16 protein-coding genes and 1 pseudogene are annotated in these 25,899 nt (G+C 74.9%); 10 read left to right on the forward strand and 7 right to left on the reverse strand.

What is annotated here, in order from left to right; translation table 11 throughout:
- Positions 1-287: 287 nt before the first annotated feature.
- The gene (locus ACH4SE_RS12465) at positions 288-1,532 is read left to right on the forward strand and encodes a cytochrome P450 (protein WP_398543310.1); all 1,245 of its coding nucleotides are present in this window, start codon (positions 288-290) and stop codon (positions 1,530-1,532) included.
- The gene (locus ACH4SE_RS12470; RefSeq protein WP_398543311.1) at positions 1,532-1,726 is read left to right on the forward strand and encodes a ferredoxin; all 195 of its coding nucleotides are present in this window, start codon (positions 1,532-1,534) and stop codon (positions 1,724-1,726) included. The genes ACH4SE_RS12465 and ACH4SE_RS12470 overlap by 1 nt, the downstream gene beginning before the upstream one ends.
- A gap of 80 nt (positions 1,727-1,806) precedes the next feature.
- Here ACH4SE_RS12470 and ACH4SE_RS12475 read toward each other — a convergent pair whose 3' ends face one another.
- Positions 1,807-2,571 (reverse strand): 2-oxo acid dehydrogenase subunit E2, encoded by a 765-nt coding sequence (locus ACH4SE_RS12475; protein ID WP_398543312.1) that lies wholly within the window; start codon positions 2,569-2,571, stop codon positions 1,807-1,809.
- Between the two features lie 234 nt (positions 2,572-2,805).
- On the opposite strand from ACH4SE_RS12475, the gene ACH4SE_RS12480 reads away from it, so the two are divergent.
- On the forward strand, positions 2,806-5,604 hold the full coding sequence (locus ACH4SE_RS12480) for a LuxR C-terminal-related transcriptional regulator (protein ID WP_398543313.1): 2,799 nt from the start codon (positions 2,806-2,808) through the stop codon (positions 5,602-5,604).
- A 33-nt stretch (positions 5,605-5,637) separates the two neighbouring features.
- Here ACH4SE_RS12480 and ACH4SE_RS12485 read toward each other — a convergent pair whose 3' ends face one another.
- From ACH4SE_RS12485 to ACH4SE_RS12505, 5 genes are read right to left on the reverse strand one after another with little or no spacing between them, the layout of a single operon-like run.
- On the reverse strand, positions 5,638-6,816 hold the full coding sequence (locus ACH4SE_RS12485) for an LLM class flavin-dependent oxidoreductase (protein WP_398543314.1): 1,179 nt from the start codon (positions 6,814-6,816) through the stop codon (positions 5,638-5,640).
- Between the two features lie 2 nt (positions 6,817-6,818).
- Complete coding sequence (locus ACH4SE_RS12490) at positions 6,819-8,612, reverse strand: dipeptide ABC transporter ATP-binding protein (RefSeq protein ID WP_398543315.1); 1,794 nt, start codon at positions 8,610-8,612, stop codon at positions 6,819-6,821.
- Positions 8,605-9,486, reverse strand: coding sequence for an ABC transporter permease (locus ACH4SE_RS12495; RefSeq protein WP_398543316.1), 882 nt, complete (start codon positions 9,484-9,486; stop codon positions 8,605-8,607). The genes ACH4SE_RS12490 and ACH4SE_RS12495 overlap by 8 nt, the downstream gene beginning before the upstream one ends.
- Positions 9,483-10,412, reverse strand: coding sequence for an ABC transporter permease (locus ACH4SE_RS12500; RefSeq protein ID WP_398543317.1), 930 nt, complete (start codon positions 10,410-10,412; stop codon positions 9,483-9,485). The genes ACH4SE_RS12495 and ACH4SE_RS12500 overlap by 4 nt, the downstream gene beginning before the upstream one ends.
- Positions 10,409-12,028, reverse strand: coding sequence for an ABC transporter substrate-binding protein (locus tag ACH4SE_RS12505; protein WP_398543318.1), 1,620 nt, complete (start codon positions 12,026-12,028; stop codon positions 10,409-10,411). The genes ACH4SE_RS12500 and ACH4SE_RS12505 overlap by 4 nt, the downstream gene beginning before the upstream one ends.
- Positions 12,029-12,517: 489 nt before the next feature.
- Here ACH4SE_RS12505 and ACH4SE_RS12510 point away from each other — a divergent pair, with 489 nt between their 5' ends.
- The 4 genes from ACH4SE_RS12510 to ACH4SE_RS12525 all read left to right on the forward strand — a co-directional run bounded on the left by ACH4SE_RS12510 (position 12,518) and on the right by ACH4SE_RS12525 (position 17,349).
- A complete protein-coding gene (locus tag ACH4SE_RS12510; RefSeq protein WP_398543319.1) occupies positions 12,518-14,347 on the forward strand; it encodes a protein kinase in 1,830 nt (609 codons plus the stop codon).
- A 708-nt stretch (positions 14,348-15,055) separates the two neighbouring features.
- Positions 15,056-15,877 (forward strand): DUF1206 domain-containing protein, encoded by an 822-nt coding sequence (locus ACH4SE_RS12515; protein ID WP_398543320.1) that lies wholly within the window; start codon positions 15,056-15,058, stop codon positions 15,875-15,877.
- A 346-nt stretch (positions 15,878-16,223) separates the two neighbouring features.
- A complete protein-coding gene (locus tag ACH4SE_RS12520) occupies positions 16,224-17,147 on the forward strand; it encodes a YihY/virulence factor BrkB family protein (protein WP_398543321.1) in 924 nt (307 codons plus the stop codon).
- 16 nt (positions 17,148-17,163) lie between these two features.
- On the forward strand, positions 17,164-17,349 hold the full coding sequence (locus tag ACH4SE_RS12525) for a CsbD family protein (RefSeq protein ID WP_398543322.1): 186 nt from the start codon (positions 17,164-17,166) through the stop codon (positions 17,347-17,349).
- A gap of 126 nt (positions 17,350-17,475) precedes the next feature.
- Here ACH4SE_RS12525 and ACH4SE_RS12530 read toward each other — a convergent pair whose 3' ends face one another.
- The gene (locus ACH4SE_RS12530; protein WP_398543323.1) at positions 17,476-17,790 is read right to left on the reverse strand and encodes a DUF1232 domain-containing protein; all 315 of its coding nucleotides are present in this window, start codon (positions 17,788-17,790) and stop codon (positions 17,476-17,478) included.
- A gap of 179 nt (positions 17,791-17,969) precedes the next feature.
- On the opposite strand from ACH4SE_RS12530, the gene ACH4SE_RS12535 reads away from it, so the two are divergent.
- The 3 genes and pseudogenes from ACH4SE_RS12535 to ACH4SE_RS12545 all read left to right on the forward strand — a co-directional run bounded on the left by ACH4SE_RS12535 (position 17,970) and on the right by ACH4SE_RS12545 (position 25,869).
- Complete coding sequence (locus ACH4SE_RS12535) at positions 17,970-18,242, forward strand: hypothetical protein (protein ID WP_398543324.1); 273 nt, start codon at positions 17,970-17,972, stop codon at positions 18,240-18,242.
- Between the two features lie 323 nt (positions 18,243-18,565).
- Positions 18,566-20,929, forward strand: a pseudogene (locus ACH4SE_RS12540) (GH92 family glycosyl hydrolase); the annotation flags it as partial.
- Between the two features lie 956 nt (positions 20,930-21,885).
- Entirely contained in the window at positions 21,886-25,869 is a 3,984-nt protein-coding gene (locus ACH4SE_RS12545) for a GH92 family glycosyl hydrolase (protein ID WP_398543325.1), read from the forward strand.
- Positions 25,870-25,899 lie beyond the last annotated feature (30 nt).

A 25,899-nucleotide genomic window follows, 5' to 3' on the forward strand; every position in this document is an offset into this window, starting at 1 on the left:
AGGAAGGGGTGCGGCGGCATGCAGGGGGGAATGGTCCGGACGGCGTGGTCGGACCGCCTCGCGGCCAAACGGATTAATTATCCGCTTCGTTGGCGAGGGTACGGCACGGGCTTTACCGCTGGCAACCACCGTGATAGGTCGTCAGGGCCGTGGCGCGGCGAGCTTTAGGACCCGCCAAGGCCCGCCCTAGTCGCGGCGGCGAGGCTGGCGGCACAACCGTGGCCGATGCGCCCGGCGCCGCCGGCGGCGCATCGCCTCCCCTTCGCAGACTGGCAGGGGCTCGCAACATGACCAGTACGAGTGAACGGCAGGACGCCGCCGGTGCGCCCGCAACGGTGCAGGAACGCATCCGGCAGTGGTCGATCTACCAGCCCTGGCTGCAGGAGACCGCGGTCCAGTACTGGCGGGAGATCCGCGAGGAGGGTCCGGTCCTGCGGTCCGAGGCCGCCGGCGGATACTGGATCCTGACCCGCTACGAGGACATCGAGTGGGCCGCCCGCAACCCGCAGATCTTCTCCAGCTCCCAGCTGGGCATCCCGCACCGGGACATCTTCCCGGAGAAGCAGATCCCGATCATGCTCGACGGCGAGGAGCATCGCAGCTGGCGCCAGACCCTCGCGGAGCTCTTCAACCCCAAGATGGTCAACCACTTCACCCCCGAGATCCGCCGGGCCGCGGCCGAGGCGGTGGACCGGCTCGCCGGCCGCGGCGAGGTGGAGTTCGTCACGGACTTCGCCACCGCGCTGCCCGCCGAGACCTTCCTGATCACCTTCGGCATCGGGCGCGAGTACCTCGACATGCTGCTCAACCACAAGACGTGGCTGCGCCGCGAGGGCATCCCGAACGCCAGGACCGACGAGGACATCCGGATCGCCAACCAGCCCATCCGGGACTTCTTCGGCGAGGCGCTCGACCGGCGCCGCGCCGCCGGCATCGAGGGCCGGCGCGACGTCTTCAGCCAGCTGCTGCGCTCGCGCTTCGAGGGCCGTGAGCTGACCCGGGACGAGATGATCAACACCGCGTTCGTCAACATGATGGCGAGTCTGGACACCACCACCGCCTCGCTCGGCCTGCAGTTCCTCTACCTGGCCGAGCATCCCGAGGCGCGCCGCCTCATCGTCGAGCAGCCGGCGAAGGTGCCGCTGATGGTCGAGGAGCTGATGCGGCACGAACCGGTGTCCACCACCGGACGGCTCGTCACCGAGGACGTGGAGCGGCACGGGGTGCTGCTGCGCAAGGGCGACCGGGTGCTGATGTCCTGGGGCATGGCGGGGCGTGACCCCGACGTCTTCGACCGTCCCGACGAGGTCGACTTCGACCGCCCCTCCACCCGCCACCTCGGCTTCGGCGTCGGACCGCACCGCTGCCTCGGGATGCACCTGGCCCGGCGGATCCTCTCGATCGCCTTCGAGGAGTGGCACAGGCGCATCCCCGACTACCACGTCCACCCCGACCACCCGCCGATCCGGCACTACTCTCCCGGGCGCGGCCTGCTCGCGCTCGACCTGGTGAACGAGCGGGGAGGCCGCTGATGAAGGTGCGCATCGACGCAGGGAACTGCATGGGCCACGGGCTGTGCGCGATGCGCGCACCCGAGGTGTACGTCCTCAACGAGGACGGCTTCAACGACCTGCCCGACTTCGAGGAGAGCGACCCGGAGCGGCAGGAGAGCGCCCGGCGCGGCGCGCTCGCGTGCCCCGAGCGGGTCATCACGACCGAGGACTGAGGACGGCGACGACGCGCGGCGGCGGGGGTGCGGTGGAGACCGCCGCACCCCCACCGCCGCCGTCCCGCGTCCGGTACGGCTCAGGGCGCGGGACGCACCGACTCCAGCTCGTCGCGGACGTCGGCCAGCAGGTCCGCGGCCTCGGCGCCGTCGATCACCCGGTGGTCGAACGCCAGGTTCAGCCGCAGCACCGGCGCGACGGTGACGGCCCCGTCCCGTACCACCGGCCGCTCCAGCGTGCGGCCGACGCCGAAGGTCACCGTGGTGCCGCCGACGGAGTGGAAGCCGTCGACCGGCCGGTGGCCCAGGGAGGTGACCGCGAAGGTGCCGAGCACCAGGTCGCGGCCGGCCAGCGGCCTGGTCCTGGCGCGGAAGGCCGCGGCGGCCAGTGGCTGCGGCAGCCGGTGCAGCAGCCGGATCCCGGCGAACTCCGGCAGCTCGGCCGGGTCCCCGTCGCGGATCCGGCCGATCTGCTCCTGCAGCTCGCCGAGTTCGGCCCGGTCCACGTCGGGCAGCACGGTGGAGGCCACCACCCGGTGTCCGTTGAAGGTCTTGTCGAAGGTCACCTTGCCGTTCACCCGCCCGTAGCGGGCCACCCGCCGGCGCCACCGGCCGCGCACCGCCGCGTTGGCCTCCGGGTGCTTGGCGAGCGCCCGCCCGGCGGCCCGGAGCACGTAGGTCACCGTGGACAGCCTCGTCCCCGCCTCCCGCGCGGCCTGCCGGTGGGCCCGGACCCCGGTCATGTCGACCTCGGTGTCCAGGAAGACCGGCGAGATACCGCGGATCTCGCCGAGGAAGTAGAGGGTGTGGCGCCGCTCCCTGGCCATCGCCCGGATGTCGGTCATCGCGTCTCTCCCGTCGTCGCACGGAACGGAGCCATCCTGCTGGGCCGGTCTTGCCCCGAGCTAAGCTTCGAATCATCCTGACTGTGGCCGGTCAAACAGTGGATCGGCCCGCCCGGCGCTCTCGCCGGTACGGACACGTCCGCGAGTGGCAGCTCCGCCGCCAGCGCCCGGACCGGGCCGGTCGGCCGGGCGCGGCGAGTCGCGCGAGGGATCGCGCAGCGACAGGGGGAACGCGTGAACACAGTTGTGATGCTCCGTGCCGAACTGGCGGAAGTCCTCGACGTGCTGGGGACCGTGCAGGACGGCGGGGCCGCGGTCGTCGAGCTGGCCGGCGACCCCGGCGCCGGCAAGACCACGCTGCTGACCGAGCTCGCCGACCGGGCCCGCGCGCGCGGCCTGACCGTGCTGCGCGGCGCGTCACCCGCCGCGCAGGCGCACCTGCCGCTCTACCCCCTGCGGCACGCCCTGCGCGGGCACGACAGCGGGACGGAGCTCGACCGGCTGCTCGCCTCCGACGCCGTCCGCGCGGCCCTGTCCCGCCCCGACCGCGGCACGCTCGGGTGCACCCTCTACGCACCGGTCCGGGCGCTGCTGGAGAAGTTATCCGGCGACGGGCTGGTGCTGCTGCTGGACGACCTGCACCAGGCCGACAGCGTCTCGGTGGGCCTGGTGGAACACCTGCTGCGCTGGCCGGCGCAGGCCCCGCTGCTGCTGGTCGCGGCCCACCGCCCGCGCCAGTCGCCGGCCGCCCTGCGCGGGGCGCTCGCGGAGTTCGCGGCCTGCGGCGGCGTACGGCGGGTGGTGCTGCCCGCACTGACGGAGGAGCAGTCGGCCGAGCTGCTCGGCACCGAGCCGACGGATCCCGACCTGCGGCGCCTGCACGCCGAGGCCGAGGGCAACCCGCTCTACCTGCTCACGCTCGCCCAGGCCCAGGCCGCGGGCAACGGCATCCCCGCGCTCGACGGTCCCTTCGGCACCCGGCTGCTGGCCGAACTCGCCTCCCTCGACCCGGCCGAGTCGGCGGTCGCCACCGCGGCGACCATCCTGGGCCCCCGCTTCGACCTGGCCCAGCTGGCGGCCGTCGCCGACCTGGACCCGCGCCGGGCCGGCGCCGCGCTGGACGGACTGCGCCGGCGCGACGTGTTGCGGCTCACCGCCAGTCACAAGCTGGTCTTCCGACATCCGCTGGTGGCCACGGTGATCAGGGCGAGCGCCTCGCTCTCCTGGCTCTCGCGCGCGCACCGCCGGGCGATCGGCGCGCTCGCGCTGCGCGGCACCCCCGCCACCGAACTGGCCGAGCACATCGACCTCGCCGAGGGCGTCCATCCCGACGACCACGCGGTGCTGGTCCAGGCCGCGCAGGACACGCTGCCCAACGACCCGGCCGCGGCCGCCCGCTGGCTGCGCTCCGCGCTGCGCCGGCTGCCCGACGACGACCGCCGCTACGACACCAGCGTGCACCTGCTGATAGCGCTCACCCAGATCCTGCTGCTGACCGAGGAGGACGGCGCCGGGCACCACGTGGTGCGCGAGATCCAGGTGGCGGCGCAGCACGCCTCGCCGGAGGTCAAGACGCAGGCGATCGTGTTCTGCGCCTCCCTGGAGGCGACCCTGGGCCGCGACGTGGAGGCGCGCGCGATGCTGGACACGGCCGTCGCGCAGGCGCCCGCGGACCGGCCCGACCAGCTCGCCGTACTGCGCTGCACCCGGGCGATCGTGGAGTTCCTCAGCGGCAACGCCGCCGCCGCCACCGACGTCGAGGCGACGCTGCGGTACGCCCGCGCGCAGCGCCAGCCGGCCGCGGAGGCGACCGGGCTCGCGCTGCACGCGCTGCGCCTGGTGGCCGACGGGGCGAGCACGGCGGCGGCGGACGTGGTGGCCGAGGCGGGGGACCTGGTGGACTCGCTGCCGGACGCCGCAATCGTCGGCAGCCACCTGGAGTGCCTGGCCGTCCTCGGCTGGACGGAGGTGATCCTGCTGCGCTTCGACGACGCCGAGCGGCACCTGCGCCGCGGGCTGGGCATCGTCCGCGGCCAGGGCCACTACCACCTGCAGCCGGTGATGCTCAACGGTCTCGCCTTCGCCTACCAGTCCCTGGGACGGCTCACCGACGCGGCCCGCACCATCGCCGAGGCGCACAGCGCGCTGCCGGCCGGCGACGACGCGCAGCGCGCCCTGCTGCTGTGCGTGGAGTGGCGCAACATGCTGCTCACCGACGAGCTGGTCTGCGGCAGCAACACCCTGCTGAGCCAGCTCACGGACACCGCGGACCTGTCCAGCGACTCGCGCTGGAGCCAGATCGCCGCCCTCTGCCTGGCGGACGCCGCCGGGCTGTCCGGCGACCCGGAGCTGTCGGCCAGCCTGCTGCTGTCGGCGGGCGGCGGCGCCGAGCTGCCGGACCTGCCCGCGTCCCTCCAGGCCCCGGCCTTCGCCTGCCTGACGGTGAGCGCGCTGAGTGCGGGTGCCGACGCCGACACCTGGATGCAGCGCACGGTCTCCAGCGCCACCCTGCCGCAGCACCGCGGGTTCGTGCTGCTGGCCCGCGGCCACATGGCCGACCACAACGGCCAGGCCGCGATCGCCGCCGCGCTGCTGCGCGACGCGGCCAAGGCGTTCTGCCAGTCCCGGATGACCTGCCTCCAGGCCAGGACGCTGGTGCACGCGGCCGCCGCCGCGACCCGGGCCGCCGACCCCGACACCGCGGCGGCACTGCTGGTGCTCGCCAAGCAGCTCGCCCGGCGCAGCGGCGCCAGCCTCCTCTACGCCGACGCCGACGGCCAGTACCAGCAGGTGGCCGAGCAGCGTCCCGCCGCCCGCCCGGAGCCGGAGAGCGGCGGCGACTCGCTCGCCGCCCTCACCGACCGCGAGCGGGAGGTGGCCGACGCGGCCAGCACCGGCAAGCGCACCCGGGAGATCGCCCAGCAGCTCGGGCTCAGCCCGCGCACCGTCGACGTCCATCTCACCCGGATCTACCGGAAGCTGGGGATCCGGTCACGGGCCGCCCTGGCCCGCATGGTGGCCGAGACCCGCTGACGGGCCGCCGGGGCCGGCCGCGGCCCCGGCGCTTCAGCCGTACCACTCCCGGGCGAGCAGCTCGTAGGAGCGCACCCGGTCGGCGTGGTCGTGGGTGATGGTGGTGACGATGAGCTCGTCCGCCCCGGTGGCCTCCTGCAGGACGCGCAGCTTCGCCGCCACCGTCGCCGCCGAACCGACCACCTGCGTCTCCACCCGGTCCGCCACCAGCTCCCGTTCGGCCGGTGTCAGCGGCTCGGCGGCCGCCTGCGCGGGCGACGGGAACGGTATCGCGCCCTCCTCGCCGACCCGCGAGCTGAGCACCCAGCGGCCGAACGGCAGCGCGAGGTGCGCGGCGTGCGCGTCGTCGGTGCCGACCACCACGTCGGCGGACACCAGCACCCGCGGCTGCGCCAGCTGCGCCGAGGGCCGGAACGCCTTCCGGTAGGCGTCGACGGCCTCCAGGACCGTACCGGGGCTGATGTGGTAGCTGGCGGCGAACGGCAGGCCGCGCGCCCCGGCGACCTCCGCGCTCTCGCCCGCGCTGCTGCCGACCACCCACACCTCCACCCGGGCACCCTCCCCGGGCACCGCCCGCACCGGCCCCTCGGCCTTGACCCGGTGGGTGCCGGCCAGCAGGCCGAGGATGTCGTCCACCTGCCGGGCGTATCCGTTGGCCTCCGCGCCGGGCAGGGTGATCAGCTCGAACATCCGGGCGGTCCGGTCGCGTACCGGACCGGTCGGCGGGTGCCGGTAGGGCGGCGGCAGGTAGAGGCCGCTCTCCAGCCGCCGGCCGGCCGGGGCCGGCCGTGCCGCCGCCGCGGGCGGGGCGCCGCCCGCCGTGCCGGCGCCGCGCGGCGGCACCGAGGGGCGGCTCGGGGAGCGGCCGAGCCCGATGTCCACCCGGCCGGGGAAGGCCGCTTCGACCAGGCCGAACTGCTCGACGACCGACAGCGGGGTGTGGTGGCCCAGCTGGACCGCGCCGCTGCCGACCCGGATCCGCTCGGTGGCCGAGGCGACGAGCGCCGCCGTCACCGCGGGCGACGCCCCGGCGAGGCCGGGGGACAGGTGGTGCTCGGCCAGCCAGTAGCGGTGGTAGCCGGCCGCCTCCGCGCGCCGGGCCAGGTCGATGCTGCGGCGCACCGCGTCGCCCGGGGTCCCGCCCGCGCTGACGGGGACCAGGTCGAGCACGGACAGCGGGGCGACGGGCGGCGGTGACGCGGCTGGCGACATCGTCAACTCCTCGTGGTGGTGGGTTCGGTGCGGACGGATGCGGTGGGTGACGGCAGTGCGGCCAGCAGCTCCCGGGTGTAGGGGTGGGCCGGTGCGCGGAACACGTCCTCGACCGGCCCGGACTCCACCACGGTGCCCGCGCGCAGCACGATCACCCGGTCGCAGGTGTGCCGGATGACGCCCAGGTCGTGCGAGATGAAGACGGTCGCGAGCCCCAGCTCGGCCCGCACCTCGGCGAAGAGGTCGAGGATCTGCGCCTGCACCGAGACGTCCAGCGCCGAGACCGGCTCGTCGCACACCAGCACCTCCGGCCGCGGCGCCAGTGCGCGGGCCAGGGCGACCCTCTGGCGCTGGCCGCCGGAGAGCTGGCGGGGGCGGCGGTCCAGCAGCCCGGCGTCCAGGCCGACGCGCTGCAGCAGGGCCGTGATCTCCTCACGGCGGCGGGCGGCGGCCCTCGGGCTCGTCGCACCCAGCGCCTCGCCGACGATGCGCTGCACCGAGTAGCGGGGGTCGAAGGCGCTCAGCGGGTCCTGGTGCACCAGCTGGAGCCGGTCGCGCAGCGGACGGCGGCGCGACTCCGGCAGGCCGGACCACGGCGTGCCCAGCAGCGTCACGGTGCCGGCGTCCGGCTCCAGCAGCCCCATGACCATCGCGGCCACCGTGCTCTTGCCCGACCCCGACTCGCCCAGCACCCCGAGGCTCTCGCCCCGCCCGACGGTGAAGGACACCTCGCGCACGGCGGGGCGCCCGCCGAAGCTGCGGGCCAGCCCGCAGACCTCCAGGACCGGCTCGCCCACCGGAGCGCTCCGCGGGACCGGCAGCGGGGGCGGCGCGGGCAGCCGCTCCGCGGTGCGCCAGCACAGCGCCGTGTGCCCGGGGCCGGTCTCCGCGGCCGGCGGTTCCTCGGTGCGGCACCGGTCGGTGGCCAGCGGGCACACCGGTGCGTAGCCGCACGCGGCGCCGCCCGCCGCCGCGGCCCCCGTGCGGGTGCTCAGCCGCACCCCCCTGGGCCTGGTGCCGGGGACGGCGGCCAGCAGCTCGCGGGTGTACGGGTGCGCGGGCGCGGCCAGCAGCGCGGCGGCCGGTCCCTGCTCCACGATCCGGCCGCGGTACATCACGGCGATCCGGTCCGCCAGCCGCGCCACCACCGCCAGGTCGTGGCTGATCAGCAGCAGCCCGGTGCCCGCGTCCCGGCGGGCGGCGAGCAGTTCCAGCAGCTGCGCCTGCCCGATCACGTCCAGCGCGGTGGTCGGCTCGTCGGCGACCAGCACCGCGGGTCCCGCGGCGATCGCCGAGGCGATCAGCGCCCGCTGCCGCTGGCCGCCGGAGAGCTCGTACGGGCGCTGCCCCGCGCGCAGCGCGGGTTCCGGCAGGCCCACCTCGGTGAGCAGTGAGAGCACCTTTTCGGCGCGGGCGGGCCGGGACGGGCGCTCGTGGTTGCGCAGCGCCTCGGCCACCTCGGCGCCGACCGTGCGCAGCGGGTCGAGCGCGGTGAGGGCGTCCTGCGACACCAGGCCGATGCGGGCGCCGCGGACCCGCCGCCACTGCCGCTCGGTGAGGCCGCGCAGATCGGTGCCCGCCACGCTGAGCTGCCGCGCCCGGACGGTGGCGCCCGGCCCGGCGAGCCCCAGCAGCGCGCGGGCGGTGACGCTCTTGCCCGAGCCGGACTCGCCGACCACCGCCAGGCACTCGTGGGCGTGCAGGTCGAGGTCGATGCCGCGGACGGCGGCGACCTCGCGGCCGGGGGCGGCGAAGCTCACCCGCAGGTCCCGTACCGCCAGCAGCGTCTCAGCCATGCCGCTTCCCTTCGAACCGGGCGCGCAGGTCGCGCCCGGCGACCTGGAGGGCGAGGACCGTCACGATGATCGCGGCGCAGGGCCACAGCGCGCCGCCGACGGAGATGTCGAGGAAGTCCCGGCTGTCGGCGAGCATCGCGCCCCACTCGGGGGACGGCTGGCCGGGCCCGAGGCCCAGGAAGCTCAGCGAGGAGCCGGAGATGATCGCGGTGCCGACGGTGGCGGTGGCCAGCACCAGCAGCGGCGGCACCGCGTTGGGCAGCAGGTGCCGCAGGTAGATGCCGGGGCTGCGGCGCCCGAAGGTCACCGCCGCCCGCACGTAACCGGAGTCCAGCACCGTCAGCGCCTGGACGCGGGCGATCCGGACGAAGCCCGGCATCATCGCGAAGCCGATCGCGACCGTCGCGTTGAGCGTCCCCGGCCCGAGCACCGCGACCACCAGCAGCGCCAGCAGCAGTCCGGGGATGGCCAGCAGCACATCGGTCAGCCGCATCACCACGGCGCCGACCGCACGCCCGGCGACCGCCGCGAGCACTCCGAGGGCGGTGCCCAGCACCAGCGCGAACGCGGTCGCGCCGAAGCCGATCGCCAGCGAGGGCGCCGCGCCGTGCACCACCCGGCTGAACACGTCCCGCCCCAGCTCGTCGGTGCCCAGCAGATGGGCCCGGCCGGGCCCGGCGAAGGAGGAGATGGGGTCCACCGCGTTCGGGTCCTGACCGGCCACCAGCCCCGGGCGCAGGGCGCACAGCAGCGCCACCGCGAGGACCAGCCAGGCCCCGGCCAGCACCGCCCGGCCCAGCCGCCCGCCGCGTGCGGTGCGGGGGACCGCATCCGCCTGCACGGTCTGCCCGGCGACCGTCACCACGCTGCTCACACGACCTCCCGAAGCCGCGGGTCGACCACCCGGTAGAGCCCGTCCACCACGATGCTGAGCAGTGCGAAGACGCTCGCCGTCACCACGATCACGCCGGTCACGACGGGGAAGTCGCGGTGCTCGACCGCGACGGCGACCACCTGGCCGAGGCCCTGGCGGCTGAAGACCGTCTCGACCACCACGGCGCCGCCCAGCAGCGTGCCCACCGTCCAGCCGGAGAGCGTGATCAGCGGGATCAGCGCGTGCCGCACCGCGTGCCGCAGCCGCACCGCCGTCTCACCGGTGCCGCGGGCCCGGGCGGTGAGCGTGAACGGCTGCTCCAGCGCCTCCTCCAGCCCGTGCCGCAGCACCTGGGCGAAGACCCCGGTGAGGCTGAGCGCCAGCGTGACGGCCGGCAGCACCAGGCCGCTCGGACCGCTGCCGCCCGCCGCCGGGAAGACGGTGAGCCGGAACGAGAAGACGGTCAGCAGCAGGACCCCGACGCCGAAGGAGGGCACCGCGGTCAGCGACAGCTCCACGGCGGAGAAGAGCCCGCGCAGCACCGGCCACCGTCCGGCGCTGCTCACCGCGAGCAGTGCCGCGAACAGCAGCGCCAGCGCCAGGGCGCTGAGCGCCAGTTGCACCGTCGACCACAGCTGCGAGCCGATCACCGTGCTCACCGGCTCCTGCAGCTGGTAGGAGAGCCCGAGGTCGCCGCGGACCAGGTGGCCCAGGTAGATCCCGTACTGCACCACCAGCGGCCGGTCGAAGCCCAGGTCGTGGCGCACCAGGGTCAGCTGCTGCGGGTCGGGCACGGTCAGCCCGAGCAGGGTGCGGGCCGGGTCCCCGGGGGTCAGCCGCAGCGCCAGGAAGCCGGCCGTCGCCGCCCCGTACACCACCAGCACCGCCAGGAGCAGGCGGCGTACCAGCCATCTCAGCCAGCTCACGAGCCCTCCAGTCTGACGTCGAAGAACACCGGGTCGGACTGGGCGTCGAAGCGCAGTCCGCTCACTCGGCCGGACACCCCGGCCAGGTACTGCGGCACGTACAGCGGCATGGCCACGGCGTGCCGGACGATGTACCGCTGCGCCTTCGCGTAGTCGGCCGCGCGCACGGCCGGGTCACCGGACCGGGCCGCCTCGTCCAGCCAGCCGTCCAGCTGCGGGAAGCGGACACCGAACACGTTGCCGCCGCCGTGGGTCAGGGTCTGGTCCGAGGCGAACGGGTAGCGCAGCACGTCCGGTTCCGCCCGCTCGAAGCTGAAGGCGTGCATGTCGGCGTTGCCGGCGACGATGTCCTTGATGAAGGCGCCGGCGTCCTCCTTGACGTACTCGATGTCGATGCCGGCCCTGCGCGCCTCGGCCTGGATGCCCTGGCCCAGGATGTCGCGCTGCTCGCGGATCAGCTGCTGGGTGTAGGGCCACTTCAGGGTCAGCCGCCGGCCGTCCTTGGTGCGGTAGCCCTGGGGGTCCCGGCCGGTCCAGCCGGCCTGGTCCAGCAGCCGGGCGGCGAGCGCCGGGTCGTAGCGCCAGCTGCCGGCCAGGGACGGGTCGTAGTCGACGGTGGCCGGGCTGAGCGGGCTCCAGGCCCGCTGGTAGCGGCCGAAGTAGATGCTCTTGACCAGCTGGTCGATCCGCACCGCGCGGGTCAGCGCCAGCCGGACCCGCTCGTCCTTCAGCGGCCCCCGGCGGGAGTTGAAGAAGGCCGTGTAGACCCCGCCGGGCGCCTGCGCGACGGCCAGGCGGAAGCCGGAGGCGCGCGACAGGGTGCCGGCCTCGGCGGGCGGCAGCCCGCCCGCGACGTCGGTCTGGCCGCTCGTCAGCATGCCGAACCGCACCGAGTTCTCCGGCACGAACTGGATCTGCAGGCCGCGCACGTACGCGGGGCCCGCGTGGCTGCCCTGCGGCCCCCAGTCGTAGGCGTCGTTGCGCACCATGTCGATGCTGCGGTTGGTCTTCCAGCCGGTGAACCGGAAGGGCCCGCTGCCCACCAGGTGCCGGCACAGCTTGCCGGCGTTCTCCCGCAGCGACGTGGGCGACTGGATCCCCAGGTAGGGCGTGCCGAGCGCCTGCAGGAAGGAGGCGCTCGGCCGGGCCAGGCGCACCGTGACGGTGTGCGGGTCGAGGACGGTGGCCTCGCGGTAGCCGCTGATCAGGTTGACCGCGTACTGCGACTTGGTCGCCGGGGCGACCGCGTGGTCCAGGGTCGCCTTGACGGCGGCCGCGTCCAGCGGCGTCCCGTCCTGGAAGGTCACCCCCTCGCGCAGGGTGAAGGTGTAGACGAGCCCGTCCGGCGACACCTTCCAGCGCGTGGCCAGCCACGGGTGCACGGTGCCGTCGGAGGTCACGTCGACCAGCGAGTCGAAGATGTTGCGGTCGATCACCGCGGTGATGTCGTCCGGACTGACCTGCGGGTCCAGGCAGTCGGGCTGCGTGTCGGTGGCGAAGCGCAGCACCTGGCCGCCGCCCCCGGCCTGCGCCGTGCCGCACCCCACCAGCGTGCCCAGCAGCAGCACGGCGGCCGCCGCATACCGGCTGCGCCCGCGTCCGCGTCGATACGGCACGCGACCTCCCCTCTCACCCGGCACACCCGTGCCAGGGGCCGTCCGGTGGATGTCCGCGTCCGGCGGTCGGCGCCGGCCGGCCACCAGCAAAGGGCCCGGACATGAAGCGGGTCTTAAGTCCCGGGCCCCGCCGCGGCTCCCGGGGCCGGGCACCGCGGGGGAGCGCCGCCGTCAGCGCCCCGGGCCCGACCGAGGTACGGCCGCCCCGCCCGCCGCGCGGCAGCGGGCCGCCCGCCCGCGGTGCGGCCGCCGCGCGCCGGCCGGGGGCACGAGCCGGGGCCCGCGGCCCCGTTGGCGGCCGCCGGGCCGGCCGCCGCCGCGCCGATCCGCCCGCACGACGGGGGCGCCCACGGGGCGTGCCCCACCCCCCCCCGGCGGACACGGCCGCCCGCGCCGCCCCGCGCGGGACGGTGACCGTACCCGCCCGTGGCCCGGCCGCCGTGCGACGGGCGGCAACTGAGCGTGACGCGTTCCTCTACGATGTGCGCCATGAATGCTGGGGGGCTGGACGGGCGGGTCGTCGACGGCCGCTTCGAGCTGCTGACACGTCTCGGCGGCGGGGGCATGGGGCTGGTGTGGCGGGCCAGGGACACCGCGCTGGACCGCGAGGTCGCCCTGAAGGAGGTGCGGCCGCCGGACCTGGCGGAGGCGGCCGCGGACCCGGAGGCCGCGCGGCTGATGCGTGCGCGGGTGCTGCGCGAGGCGCGGGCACTGGCCCGCATCCAGCACCCGAACGTGGTGACGATCCACCACATCGTCGACACCCCCGAACACCCCTACCCCTGGCTCGTCATGGAACTGGTGGCGGGAGGCAGCCTGTCCGAACGGCTGGCCCGCGGGCCGCTCACCGTGCCGGAGGCGGCGTGGGTCGGGCGGGGGGTGCTCAGCGCGCTCAGAGCCGCGCACGCCGCGGGCATCCAGCACCGTGACGTCAAGCCCGGCAACGTACTGCTGCGCACGTCCGGCGCCACCCCCGGCGGGTCCCCGGCGGTGGGCACCCCGGTGCTGACCGACTTCGGCATCGCCGCGGTACGCGACGCCACCGCGCTGACCGCGGCAGGCGCCCTCATCGGCTCCCCGGAGTACATCGCACCCGAGCGGATCCGCGGCCAGGAGGGCGACCCCGCCTCCGACCTGTGGTCCCTGGGCATGCTGCTGTACGTCGCCGTCGAGGGCCGCCACCCGCTGCGCCGCTCCACCGCGCTGGCCACGCTCGCCGCCGTGCTGGACGCACCGCTGCCCGCCCCGGAGCGCGCCGGGGCGCTGGGTCCGCTGCTGACAGCGCTGCTGGTCAAGGACCCGCGCTCCCGTCCCGACGCCGACCGGATCGACGAACTGCTGGCCGCCGCCGAGCGGTCCGCCCCGTCCGGCGGACCGGCGGCCTCGCCCCACCGCGGCGCCGCCCCGTCAACCGGGACGGTGCACCTCGCGCCGCCCTTCCCGGGGCAGGGCGGCACCCCGTACCCCCCGGACGCCGGGACACCCGGCGGGGGAACGCCCGGCCTGCCGGGTCCGTACCCCGGGCCCGCCGCCCACGGCTTGGGACGCACGCCGCCGTACACGCCCCTGTCCTACGGCCCGCCGTCCCACGGCACGCCCGCCCCGCACGCCCCCGCGGGCCGCGACCCCGGCAGGCGCAGGACCGGCCGCATCGCGCTCGCGGTGCTGTCCTCCACCACGACCATCGGCCTGGTGACATTCGGCGTGTGGCAGCTGGTGCCGCACGCCGGTCCGGACGGCTCCCGTACCGGCGCGTCGTCGGCGCCCCGGCACAGCGCGGCCGGACCGCTCGCATCGCTCGGCACGCCGACGCCGGGCGCCGGGGACAGCGCCGGATCCACCGGCGGCGTCTCCGGCGGATCCTCCGCCGCGCCTTCGGGGACGCTCCTCACGCCGGCCGCGGTACGGGCCGTGATCGCCGCGATGAAGCCCCACATGAGCGGCACGAAACTGAGGGAGTTCACCGTCTACACCGACTTCGCGACGGCCGAGGCGCCCACTCCCGCCGACCCGAAGAGCCTCGACGACCTCACCTACCGGCGCGGCGAGGTCACCCGCGAACCGCACGAGACGCTGGACCCCGGCGACGCCCTCGTCAACCTCTCCGACTACGACTGGGACGCCCTGCCGCAACTGCTGTCCAAGGCCGAGCAGACCCTGAAGGTCCCGCATCCGACGCTGCGTTACGTCGTCGCCAAGCCCGACCTGTTCGACGACACGCCCTCCCTCCTCGTCTACCTCGTCGACGACTACGGCGCCGGCTACCTGGAGGCCGACCCGCACGGCAAGGTGAAGGAGATCTATCCCAAGGGCTCGTGACGCGCCGCGGCGCCCGCCGGGAGGGGGTGCCGCCGCCCAGGCGTGTCCGGGCGGACCGGTGCGCTCGGACGCCAGGGGGAAGGACGGCCGGGCGCTGCCGGGCGGCGGCGCCGCCGGCCCCGTGGGGGAAACGGACACCCCGGGGGGCCCACAGGGCGTGTGCCCGGAAGCGGGGCCCGCACACCTGCGGCGCCTCCTCCGGTCCCGCCGCCGGGCACCCGCCGCGCCGGGACGCACCCTCACGCGGCGGATCGTGCCGTGACCGGACACGCGGGACGGTGTCTGCGCCGCCGCCCGGGCGGCGGCGCGGGCCGCGCCGGGAGCGGGCCGGGGCGCCGGTTCCCGCCGCCTGCCGCCTTGCCCCCCGGGGGAGCGGGCACCCCCGGGCGGCGTGAGGCCGCGGGGACGGCCGCGGCGTGCCCGCCGGGCACGGCGGGACGGCGGCCCCGGCGGGTGCCCCCGCGCTCACCTCCCGGGCGCGGGCGGGGCCGGCGGGCCCGCCGCGTACCGGCCCGCCCCGCGAGCGGCACGCCTGCCCCGCCGGAGAGGCAGGCGTCCGGGCGGGGTGCGGTGCGGGCGGAGCGGGACCTGCCGGCCCGATCGTGCGTGCGAACGTGCGACGGGGGAAGACGGCCGCCACGGACGGCCGCCCGGTGCGGCGGACCGCGACCGCTCCCATCCACCCCCAGACCAACGAGCGAGGCGGCGATGCAGGCAGAGCAGGCGAAACGGGTCACGGCCCCGCGGGCGCAGTCCGAGGTGCACGACGTACTCCGCCCGGCCGGCCGGGCGGGTTTCACGGCGCGGGGGGTGCTCTACCTGCTCGTCGGCAGCCTGGCCCTGCGGATCGCCTTCGGCGACGGCGGCGGCCAGGCGGACCGCCAGGGCGCCCTGCGGCAGATCGCGGCGCAGCCCTTCGGCACGGCACTGCTGTGGCTGCTCGTGGTGGGGATCGCCGGCATGGCCCTGTGGCGCGCGGCCCAGGCCGTGCTCGCCGAGGGCGAGGACGGCGCGGGCAAGCGGCTGGCGTCGGCGGGCCGGGCGGTCTTCTACGCCGCGGTGTGCTGGGGGACCGCCACCTTCGCCGCCGGATCGGGCGGTTCGAGCAGCAGCGACTCGAAGTCCAAGGACTGGACGGCCACCGTGCTGGAGAAGCCCGGCGGGCGCTGGATCGTCGGCGCCGCCGGTGTGGCCCTGTGCGCGGCGGGCGCGGTGATCGCCTTTCGCGCGGTGCGGCGGAAGTTCCTGGAGAAGCTGGAGACCGGCAGGATGGGCGCCCGCATGCGGCAGGCCGTGACCGCCGCCGGGGCCGGAGGCGGGACCGCGCGCGGCGCCGTCTACGTGGGCGCGGGTGTCTTCGTCCTCGTCGCTGCCGTGCGCTTCGACCCGCACGAGGCCAAGGGCCTGGACGACACCCTGCGGTCCTTCGCGCACACCCCCGCCGGGCCGTGGCTGCTGGTGGTCACGGCCGCCGGGCTGCTCCTCTTCGGGCTGTTCTCCTTCGCCTCGGCCCGCTGGCGCCGGTTCTGAGAGCGCCTGCGGGGGCGTGCCGCGTACGGCCGCGGACGGGGGCCCTCCCGTTCCGGCCGTCCCGCGCGGAAGGCGCAGGAGGGGCCCGCCGCCCACCGCGCGGGTCCGCCGGGGCCCGCGCGGCGGCTGCCGGCCGCCTCCGTCCGGGGAGAGGACCGGACCGCTCACCCGCCTTCCGCGTGGGACGCCGGAACGCGGACAGACCTTCAGGAGAGGGCTACGGCCCGGGATGCGGCGACAGGGAGAGCTCATGGCGACGCGCGAGGGCACGCCGCGGCCCGCCGGCCGGGGGAGACCGGCCGGCGGGCCGCGGCGGCGCAGACGGTGGACGGCCACGGTGCCGGACGTGCTCGGGACCCTGGCGCGGGCCATGGCGTCGGCCTGGGACAAGGACGCGACCGAGCGGGCCGCCGCGCTGACGTACTACACGGTGCTGGCCCTCTTCCCGGCGCTGCTGATGACGCTGTCCTTGGTGGGGCTGACGGGGAGCCCCGACGGCAGCGGGGTGCCGGGCGGACTCGAGGCGCTCATGCCCGGGGAGTCCCGTCCACTCGTCGCCGACGCGCTGCGCCACATGGCCGAGGACGCCTCCTCGACGACCTCGCTGGCCGCGGTGAGCGGGGCGGGTGCCGCCTGGGCCGCGTGCAGCTACGCGGCCGTCTTCCGGCGCGCGCTGCACCACATCCACGGCGTGGCCGACCACCGGCCCGCCTGGCGCACCGCGCCGCGGGTGGTCCTCACCGCGCTCCTGCTGCTGGTCCTGATGGTGTGCAGCACCATCTGCGTGGTGGTCAGCGGTGAACTCGCCCGCAGGACCGGTGACGTGCTGCACGTGGGCAGTCCCTTGTTCGCGGCGTGGCGTGCGCTGCGCTGGCCGGGGCTCGTCGCGGTGGCCGCCGCCACGGTGCTGATCCTCTTCCGCTCGGGGCCGCCCGTGGCGCGCGGACTGCGGGCGGCCGTGCCGGGCGGCTGTGTGGCCATCTGCCTCTGGCTGCTCAGCTCGGCCGGTTTCGCGGCGTACACCACCCGCCTGGGCACGTACGACCGGCTGTACGGCCGGCTGTCCGGCGCGGTCGCCTTCCTGGTGTGGCTGTGGTTCAGCAATCTCGCGCTGCTCGTCGGCGCCCACTACAACGCCGAGCGGGCGCGCCGCGCCGCGGCCCCGGCGGCGGCTGAGCAGGGCGGCGGCGACGCGGCGGCGTACCCGCCCGGCACGCGCAGGCGGGGCGGGATCCATGACGCGCCGGTACGGGGGAAGGCGACCCGGTGAACGAGAGGAGCACGCCATGAGCGAGAACGACACCACCCGCGCGCGCACCGAGCAGGCCACCGGCAAGGTCAAGGAGACGGTCGGCCGCGTCACGCACGACGAGGGGCTGGAGGCCGAGGGCCGCGGTGAGCAGGCCAGGGGCGACATGCGTCAGGCCGGCAAGAAGGCGAAGGACGCGGTGAAGCGCCTGCGCGAGCACTGACCGCGGGCCTCGTGCCGTACTCCCCGCGTCCCGGCCGGGACGCGGGGAGTCGCCGTGTCCGGGCCCGGCTCGCCGTGTCCGGGCCGGGGCGGAGGGTGGCCCGGTCCCGGGCGTGCCCGGCCGGGGTCACCCGCCGTCGCGGGGCCCTCCGCCGCCGGAGCGGACCGCCTTGCGGCTGCGCGCCGCCGCGTGCAGGGTGCGCAGGGCGATGAGCAGGAAGCCGATGTCGTCGAGGTACACCGGATCCGGAAGGAGGTCCACCGGCCAGACGAGGTAGGCCACCGACGCCCAGAACGTCGTCCTGCGGGACATGGGCACGCCCGAGGCCTTGAGCAGGTTCCGGAACTTCACCAGCCGGACCAGCAGCCCGACCGCCACCACCAGGCTGACCACGGCGACCACCGCCAGCAGCCACAGCAGCGCACGCTCCCTGCCGTCCATCCGCACCACCTCCGTGCCGTCGTCGAACGGCTCCCCTTCCGTCTTCCCCGTACGCCGGGCGCATGCGCAGCCGGCGCGCGCGGTGACGGGTCGGCAGGTTCCGCCGCGCCGGGGGAGGATGGAGGGCGCGCGGCGGGGAACACGAGGTGCAGTCGTTCGTTCACCGGAGGAGAGTGACCGTGACAGAGCTCGCGCACAGCCGATCCGCTGCCGAGGAACTGAGGGAGCGGGCAGGAGCGTTCGTCAACTCGCACGTCGACCTGTGGGTCGCCGTGGAGGACGACGGCACGCTGGTCCTCGCCGGGCAGAACCCGGGGGACCTCCTGCAGGCGGCGGCGGACTGGCTCGCGGACGACCCCCGGTACGCGGTGCCCGCGCTCGTGTGGAGCTGCGGGGAGCAAGAACCCGCCTACACCGCACGCCTGACGCTGCGCCGGACGCCGCCGAGCTGACGGCGCGACCGCCCGGCCCCGCCGCCGGGGCGCCGTGACCCACCCCTCGCCCGCCCGCCGCACCGGCCGGCGGGCGGCCTGCCCGCGCGGTCCCGCCACCACGGTGGCGGGACCGCCGACCAGGGCGGACGGTCGGCGGCGCGGGCGGGGCAGGAGGGCTGCCCGGGCGGGCCGGCGGGCCCTGCCGCCAGGATTGTTTACCCCTACATCATTGACGCCGCGGAGCGCGGAGGACAAGATTCCTCACGACCCACGCGCGTTTCCCGTACCTCAAGTCCCTTGCGCGACAGGCGAACCCGACGCTCTGACAACGTTGTCAGAGAATGGAGAGAGGACGTATGCCTCCAAGAACGCAGCGTCTGCGCACAGCCGCGGTGGCCGCGGCCACCGCGCTCCTGGCAGCCGGGGCGGCGATCGCGCCGCTCCCCGCCGCGGCCGCGGACGCCGGCGGCGCCCGCGCCACCGGCGACCTCACCCACCTGGTCAACCCGTTCATCGGCACCCAGAACGACGGCAACACCTACCCGGGAGCGGCCGTCCCCTTCGGCATGGTGCAGCTCTCGCCCGACACCGGCCACAACACGGGCTACGACTACGACGAGGACCACATCCGCGGCTTCAGCGCCGTCCACCTCTCCGGCGTGGGCTGCGGTCTCGGCGGCGACCTGCCCGTCCTGCCGACGACCGGCGCCGTCACCGCCACCGACGACGCCGCCTACGCGGCGCCGTACCGCCATGCCGACGAGAGCGCGTCACCCGGCTACTACAAGGTCACCCTCGGCACCGGCGTCACCGCCGAGCTGAGCGCCACCGACCGCACCGGCTGGCAGCGCTACACCTTCCCGCCGACCGACCGGGCCAACGTCCTGCTCAACTCCGGGCAGGCGCTGCACAAGGTCACCAGCAGCACCGTGACGGTGCTCGACGACCGCACCGTGGTCACCTCGATCACCGGCAGCGGCTTCTGCCAGGACACCCGGCCGTACACCCTCCACACCGAGACCCGGTTCGACCGGCCCTTCGCCTCGTACGGCACCTGGAAGGGCACCGACGTCACCGCCGGCGCGCGCACCTCCACCTCGACCGGGCTCGGCGGCGCCTACGTCCGCTTCGACACCACCGGGGACCGCAGCGTCACCGCCGTGACCTCGCTGTCCTGGGTGGACGCCGAAGGCGCGGCGAAGAACCTCGCCGCCGAGGGACACGGCAGCTTCGACGCCACCGCGGCCGCGGCGAAGCAGGCCTGGCAGGACCGCCTGGCCGGGATCCGCGTGCAGGGCGGCAGCGGCGAGCAGCAGCGCACGTTCTACTCCTCGCTCTACCGCTCCTTCCTCGCCCCGAACGTCGGCAGCGACGTCGACGGCCGCTACACCGGCTGGGACGAGAAGGTGCACGCGGGCGACGGCGCGACGTACTACCAGAACTGGTCGCTGTGGGACACCTACCGCACCCAGCAGCAGCTGCTCTCGCTGCTCGCCCCGCGCGAGTCCCGGGACATGGCGCTCTCGCTGCTGAAGGTGGCCGAGCAGAGCGGCCAGCTGCCGCGCTGGGGGTACGCGACGGCCGAGACCAACATCATGACCGGCGACCCCGTCACGCCGTTCCTGGTGGACGCCTACCGGCAGGGCCTGCTCAAGGGCCACGAGGAGGAGGCGTACCGCGCGCTGAAGAAGCACGCGGACACCGTGCCCCCGGCGTCCTCGCAGGCGGCCGGGCGGCAGGCCGACGCGGAGTACCTGGCGGGCGGCTACGTCCCCTACGCCCCCGAGCACCCCGGCAAGCCGGGCGACAACGACTTCCAGCACGGCCCCTCGGCCACCCTGGAGTACGCCCTCGCGGACGCCGCGCTGGGCGGCATGGCGCGCTCCCTCGGCCACACCGCCGACGCGCGGCGGTACCTGGCCCGCGGCCAGAACTACCGCAACATCCTCGACCCGGCCACCGGGTTCTTCCGGGCCCGTGACACCGACGGCGGCTTCACCGGGCCTTCCGACCCGGCGCAGAGCGTCGGCTTCCACGAGGGCACCTCGTGGCAGTACATGTGGCTCGTCCCGCAGGACGTGCCCGGCCTCGTCCGCCTGATCGGCGGCGCGGACGCGGCCAACTCCCGGCTGGACTCCTTCTTCGCCTACGACCGGCTGCTGGAGGACCCGGCCGGCACCGCGCGCGACGTGTGGGTCAACGGCCCCTACGCGTACTACAACCAGGACAAGTACAACCCGCAGAACGAGCCCGACCTCGGCGCGCCGTACACCTACCTGTCGACCGGGCAGCCGTGGAAGACCACCGACGTGGTGCACGCGGCGCTGACGCTCTTCACCGACGCGCCGAACGGCGTGACGGGCAACGACGACCTCGGGACGATGTCGGCGTGGCAGGTGCTCTCGGCGATCGGTGTCTACCCGATGGAGCCGGGCACCGACCTGTGGGGGCTGTCCACGCCGCTGTTCAGCCGGGTCGACGTGACGCTCGACAAGCGGTACTACCCGCACGGCCGGCTGACCGTCACCGCCCCCGGCAGCTCGGACACCGACCGCTACGTCCAGTCGGCCCGGCTCGGCGGCCGCACCCTCACCCGTACCTACGTCACGACCGGCGACATCAGGGCCGGCAGGGACATCGCGCTGACGCTGGGCGCCGCGCCCTCGGCGTGGGGCACCGGGCGCTCCGACGCCCCGCCCGCGCTCGACACGGACGCCGGTACCCAGGTCCGCACCGCGGCCGCGGTGTCGCCCGCGTCGGTCGGCGTCCTCGGCGGCGGCACCGCCGCCGACGTCACGGTCTCCGCCGTCCTGACCGCGCCCGGCAGCGCCTCCGGCACCGTCACGGTCTCGGCGCCCGCCCCGCTCACCGCGGACCCCGGGCAGACCTCCTTCCAGGTCACCTCCGGCACGCTGCCGGCCACCCACCAGGTGCCGGTGCACCTCACCGCCCCCGCGGGCACCCCGGACGGCACCTACCCGGTGACCGTCACGGTGACCCAGGCCGGCGGGCCGACGGCCACCAGGACCGTCCCCGTCTCGGTGACGACGGCGAGCTGCACGGCCGCGACCGGCTCCTGCGTGCAGGACCTGTCGGCGCAGTACGACGTCGACGGCGTCGGCACGGCCGGAACCGCAGGCGCGGACTTCGACGGCACGGGCACCGGCTTCCCGGCCGAGAGCCTGCCCGCCCCCGGCCTCGGCGTGCTCGGCGGCCACGCGTACCGCTTCCCCGACACCACCGGCGCAGCCCCGAACTTCGCGACCGCCCACGGCCAGACCGTGCCGCTGGTGGCGCGCGGCTACTCGGCGCTCGACGTGCTGCTCACCGCCCACCACGGGGACGTGGACGGCACCGCCACCGTCACCTACTCCGACGGCACCTCGGCCGCCGTCCGGCTGGCCGCCACCGACTGGGCCGCGGGATCCCCGCGGCTCGGCGAGGACCCGGCGGTCCACGCCGGCAGCCGCTACGACGCGCAGGGAGCGCCCGACGGCGTCGGCGTCAGCATCTGGCACCTGGCCGTCCCCCTCGACAGCACCAGGACCGCGGTCTCGCTCACCCTGCCCGACGACCCCCGGCTGGCGCTGTACGCGCTGAGCGGGCGTGACGCATGAGGGCCCGCGAGCACACCGGATCCGCACGGAGAAAGGCAGCACCCATGAGACGTGGCCCACTGCGCCGCACCCTCACCAGAGCCGCGCTGGCGGGCGCGGTGTCGATGGCACTGACCGTGCCCGCGGGCGCACTCGCGCACGCGGACACCGCGCGGGCGGGCGGCGGCGCCCCCGCCTTCACGACGTCCTTCGAGCCCGGTGACACGCAGCCGACCTGGACCGACACCGCGGAGACCGACGCCAAGGGCGAGCCGGAGGTCTCCGGTGTGACCGCGGGCACGCTGCCCGTGCTCCCCGGCAGTGTCAGGGACGAGATCACGGGCGTGACGGCGAGCTCGGACAACCCGCCGAACGAGGTCGCGAAGAACGCCGCCGACGAGGACCCGAACACCAAGTGGCTCGCCTTCGCCGCCACCGGCTGGGTGCGGTACCAGCTGGCGGCGGACGTGACGGTGAAGAAGTACGCGCTCACGTCCGCCAACGACTCCCCGGAGCGCGACCCCAGGGACTTCACCCTCCAGGGTTCCGCGAACGGCACCGACTGGACCACCGTCGACTCCCGCAGCGGTGTGAAGTTCAGCGGCCGGTTCAGGAGCAACGTCTACGACGTCGCCCACCCGGGCGCCTACCGCTACTACCGGCTGGACGTCACGGCGAACACCAGCGGCTCCATCGTGCAGCTCGCCGACCTCGTCCTGTCCGACGGCTCCGCGGCGCCCCCGCCCGTGGCCGGCATGACCACCGAGATCGGCAAGGGCCCCTCCTCGGGGCCGAACGTCAGGCCGGACGTGGGCTTCAGCGGCCGGAAGGCCCTGGAGTACGCGGGCACCCACACCCGGCCGGGCGCCGTTCACGCGTACAACAAGCTCTACGACGTGCACATCCCGGTGCGGCGCGACACACGGCTGTCGTACGACATCTTCCCCGAGCTGACGGGCGCGGACCTGGCGTACCCGAGCACGTACGCCTCGATCGACCTGCACTTCACCGACGGCAGCTACCTCAGCGGGCTGCGCACACCGGCGCAGGACCAGAACGGCGTGCCGCTCACCCCGGGCGGCCAGGGCGCCGCCAAGATCCTCTACGCCTCGCAGTGGAACGCCGTCGCCTCCGACATCGGCAGGGTCGCCGCGGGCAGGACGGTCGACCGCATCCTGCTGGGCTACGACAACCCGGCCGGCAGCGCGGCCGCCGGGGCGAACACCCGGTTCAAGGGCTGGATCGACGATCTGGTCATCGGTTCCGCCCCGGCCCCCGACCGCTCGGCGAGCTACGCCGGGTACGTCGACACCCGGCGCGGCACCAACTCCTCCGGCTCCTTCTCACGCGGCAACAACCTGCCGCTGACGGCCGTCCCGAACGGCTTCAACTTCTTCACCCCCGTCACCGACGCGGGCTCGACCAGCTGGGAGTACAGCTACGCGGCGCAGAACAACGCCGACAACCTCCCCGCGCTCCAGGCGCTCGGCATCAGCCACGAGCCCAGCCCCTGGATGGGCGACCGCGACACCTTCCAGGTCATGCCGTCCGCCGCGTCCGGTACCCCCGACCTGAACCGCGGCAAGCGCGCGCTGGCCTTCGACCACAAGGACGAGGTGGCGCAGCCGCACTACTACGGCGTCACCTTCACCAACGGCATCAAGGCGGAGATCGCGCCCACCGACCACGCCGCGGAATTCCGCTTCACCTTCCCCGGTGACCACGGCAACCTGCTGTTCGACAACGTCGACGACAACGGCGGCCTGACCTTCGACGCCGCGAGGGGCACCCTCGACGGCTGGTCGGACGTCAACACCGGCGGCGGCGAGGCCGCGACGCGGATGTACGTGCACGGCGAGTTCGACCGCGCCCCGGGCACGGCCACCAAGGTCACCGGTCAGGGCCGTGACAACGTCACCGGCTACGCCGCCTTCGACACCTCGGGCGACCGGACGGTGACGATGCGGATCGCCACCTCCTTCATCGGCGCCGACCAGGCGAGGAAGAACCTGGACCTGGAGATCCCGAAGGGCACGTCCTTCGGCACCGTCGAGAAGAACGCCGAACGGCAGTGGAACGCCAGGCTCGGCAAGGTCGAGGTGCAGGGTGCGAGCCCGGACCAGCTCACCACGCTCTACTCGAACCTCTACCGGATGAACCTGTATCCCAACTCCGGCGCGGAGAACACCGGTACGGCCGCCCGGCCGGTGTACAGGTACGCCAGCCCCTTCTCCCCGGCCACCGGTGAAAGCACGCCCACGCAGACCGGCGCGAAGATCGTCGACGGCAGGGTCTACGTCAACAACGGCTTCTGGGACACCTACCGCAGCGAGTGGCCCGCCTACTCCCTGCTGGAGTCCGGGACCGCCGGAGAACTCGCCGACGGCTTCGTGCAGCAGTACAAGGACGGCGGCTGGACCGCCCGCTGGTCCTCGCCGGGCTACGCCGACCTGATGACGGGCACCAGCTCCGACGTCGCCTTCGCCGACGCCTTCGCCAAGGGCGTCCGCAACTTCGACGCGAAGGCGGCCTACGAGGCGGCCGTGAAGAACGCCACCGTCGTCCCGACGGCCGGCGGGGTGGGCCGCAAGGGCCTGGACACCTCGGTCTTCAACGGCTGGACCAGCACCTCGGTCGGCGGCAGCGTCTCCTGGTCGCTGGACGGCTACATCAACGACTACGGCATCGGCATGATGGCCGCCCGGCTCGCCGGGGCCCCGCACACCTCCCGTGCCGAGCGCGAGCGCTACCGGGAGGAGTCGGCGTACTTCCTGGGCCGCGCCCAGAACTACACCAGGCTGTTCAACCCGAACGTCGGCTTCTTCGAGGGCCGCGACGCCGACGGCTCCTGGCGCGTCCCGGACGCCTCGTACGACCCGCAGCAGTGGGGCAACGAGTACACCGAGACCAACGCCTGGAACTACGCCTTCACCGTGCCGCAGGACCCGAACGGCCTCGCCGCGCTCTACGGCGGCCGGAAGGGCCTGGAAAAGAAGCTCGACGCGTTCTTCGCCACGCAGGAGACCGCGGACGGCGACGGCGGCGGGTACAACGGCACCATCCACGAGATGCTGGAGGCCCGTGACGTGCGGATGGGCGAGCTGGGCATGAGCAACCAGCCGTCCTTCGGCATCCCGTACATGTACGACTACGCCGGCGCCCCGGCCAAGACCCAGGCCGCCGTCCGCGAGATCCAGCGGCGGCTGTTCACCGGCAGCTCGATCGGCCAGGGCTACCCGGGCGACGAGGACAACGGCGCCACCGCCACCTGGCAGGTCTTCAGCGCGCTGGGCTTCTACCCGCTCCAGGTCGGCAACGACAACTACGTGATCGGCTCCCCGCTGTTCACCAGGGCCACCGTCCACCTGGACAACGGCCGCAGCATCGTCGTCAACGCGCCGGGGAACAGCGGCAGCAACGTCTACGTGCAGGCGCTGAAGGTCAACGGCAAGCCGTGGGACAAGGTGTACCTGACGCAGGCCCAGCTCTCCTCCGGCGCGCGCCTGGACTTCACGATGGGCCCCCGGCCCTCGGAATGGGGCAGCGGCAAGGACGCGCTGCCGCCGTCCCTGACCGCGCCCGGTGACACCCCGCAGCCGCTGGCCGACCTGACCGGCGCGGGCAAGGGCACCGCGACCGCGGGCGACGGCACGGACGTGAGCAGGCTCTTCGACAACACCTCGAAGACCGCGGTCACCTTCCCCGCCGCCGACCCGACCGTGCGGTACACCTTCGCCGGTGACACCGCCGCGACGTCCGGGCGGTCCGCGACGTCCGGGAAGGAGGCCACCTTCTACACCCTCACCTCGGGCAGCACCGCGGCCGCCCAGGACCCGCGGAGCTGGCGGCTGCAGGGCTCCACGGACGGCGTGCACTGGAGGACGCTCGACACGCGCACCGGCCAGACGTTCACCGACCGCCTGCAGACCCGCCCGTTCGAGATCGCCCACCCCGGCGCGTACACCTCCTACCGCCTGGTGGTGACGGCCGGCAACGGTGACCCGGACGCGACCTCACTGGCGGAGGTGGAGCTGCTGGCCCGCGGCTGACACCCCGCCACGACGCACCATCCGCCGGCC

Origin of the sequence: Streptomyces sp. NPDC020983 (assembly GCF_044333485.1) — a bacterium.
Classification (GTDB): Bacteria; Actinomycetota; Actinomycetes; order Streptomycetales; family Streptomycetaceae; genus Actinacidiphila.

Bases quoted from the DNA above. Each gene is read 5' to 3' on its own strand.
- ACH4SE_RS12465 (WP_398543310.1), top strand. From the start codon at position 288: ATGACCAGTACGAGTGAACGGCAGGACGCCGCCGGTGCGCCCGCAACG.
- ACH4SE_RS12470 (WP_398543311.1), top strand. From the start codon at position 1,532: ATGAAGGTGCGCATCGACGCAGGGAACTGCATGGGCCACGGGCTGTGC.
- ACH4SE_RS12475 (WP_398543312.1), bottom strand. From the start codon at position 2,571: ATGACCGACATCCGGGCGATGGCCAGGGAGCGGCGCCACACCCTCTAC.
- ACH4SE_RS12485 (WP_398543314.1), bottom strand. From the start codon at position 6,816: ATGTCGCCAGCCGCGTCACCGCCGCCCGTCGCCCCGCTGTCCGTGCTC.
- ACH4SE_RS12490 (WP_398543315.1), bottom strand. From the start codon at position 8,612: ATGGCTGAGACGCTGCTGGCGGTACGGGACCTGCGGGTGAGCTTCGCC.
- ACH4SE_RS12510 (WP_398543319.1), top strand. From the start codon at position 12,518: ATGAATGCTGGGGGGCTGGACGGGCGGGTCGTCGACGGCCGCTTCGAG.
- ACH4SE_RS12515 (WP_398543320.1), top strand. From the start codon at position 15,056: ATGCAGGCAGAGCAGGCGAAACGGGTCACGGCCCCGCGGGCGCAGTCC.
- ACH4SE_RS12525 (WP_398543322.1), top strand. From the start codon at position 17,164: ATGAGCGAGAACGACACCACCCGCGCGCGCACCGAGCAGGCCACCGGC.
- ACH4SE_RS12530 (WP_398543323.1), bottom strand. From the start codon at position 17,790: ATGGACGGCAGGGAGCGTGCGCTGCTGTGGCTGCTGGCGGTGGTCGCC.
- ACH4SE_RS12545 (WP_398543325.1), top strand. From the start codon at position 21,886: ATGAGACGTGGCCCACTGCGCCGCACCCTCACCAGAGCCGCGCTGGCG.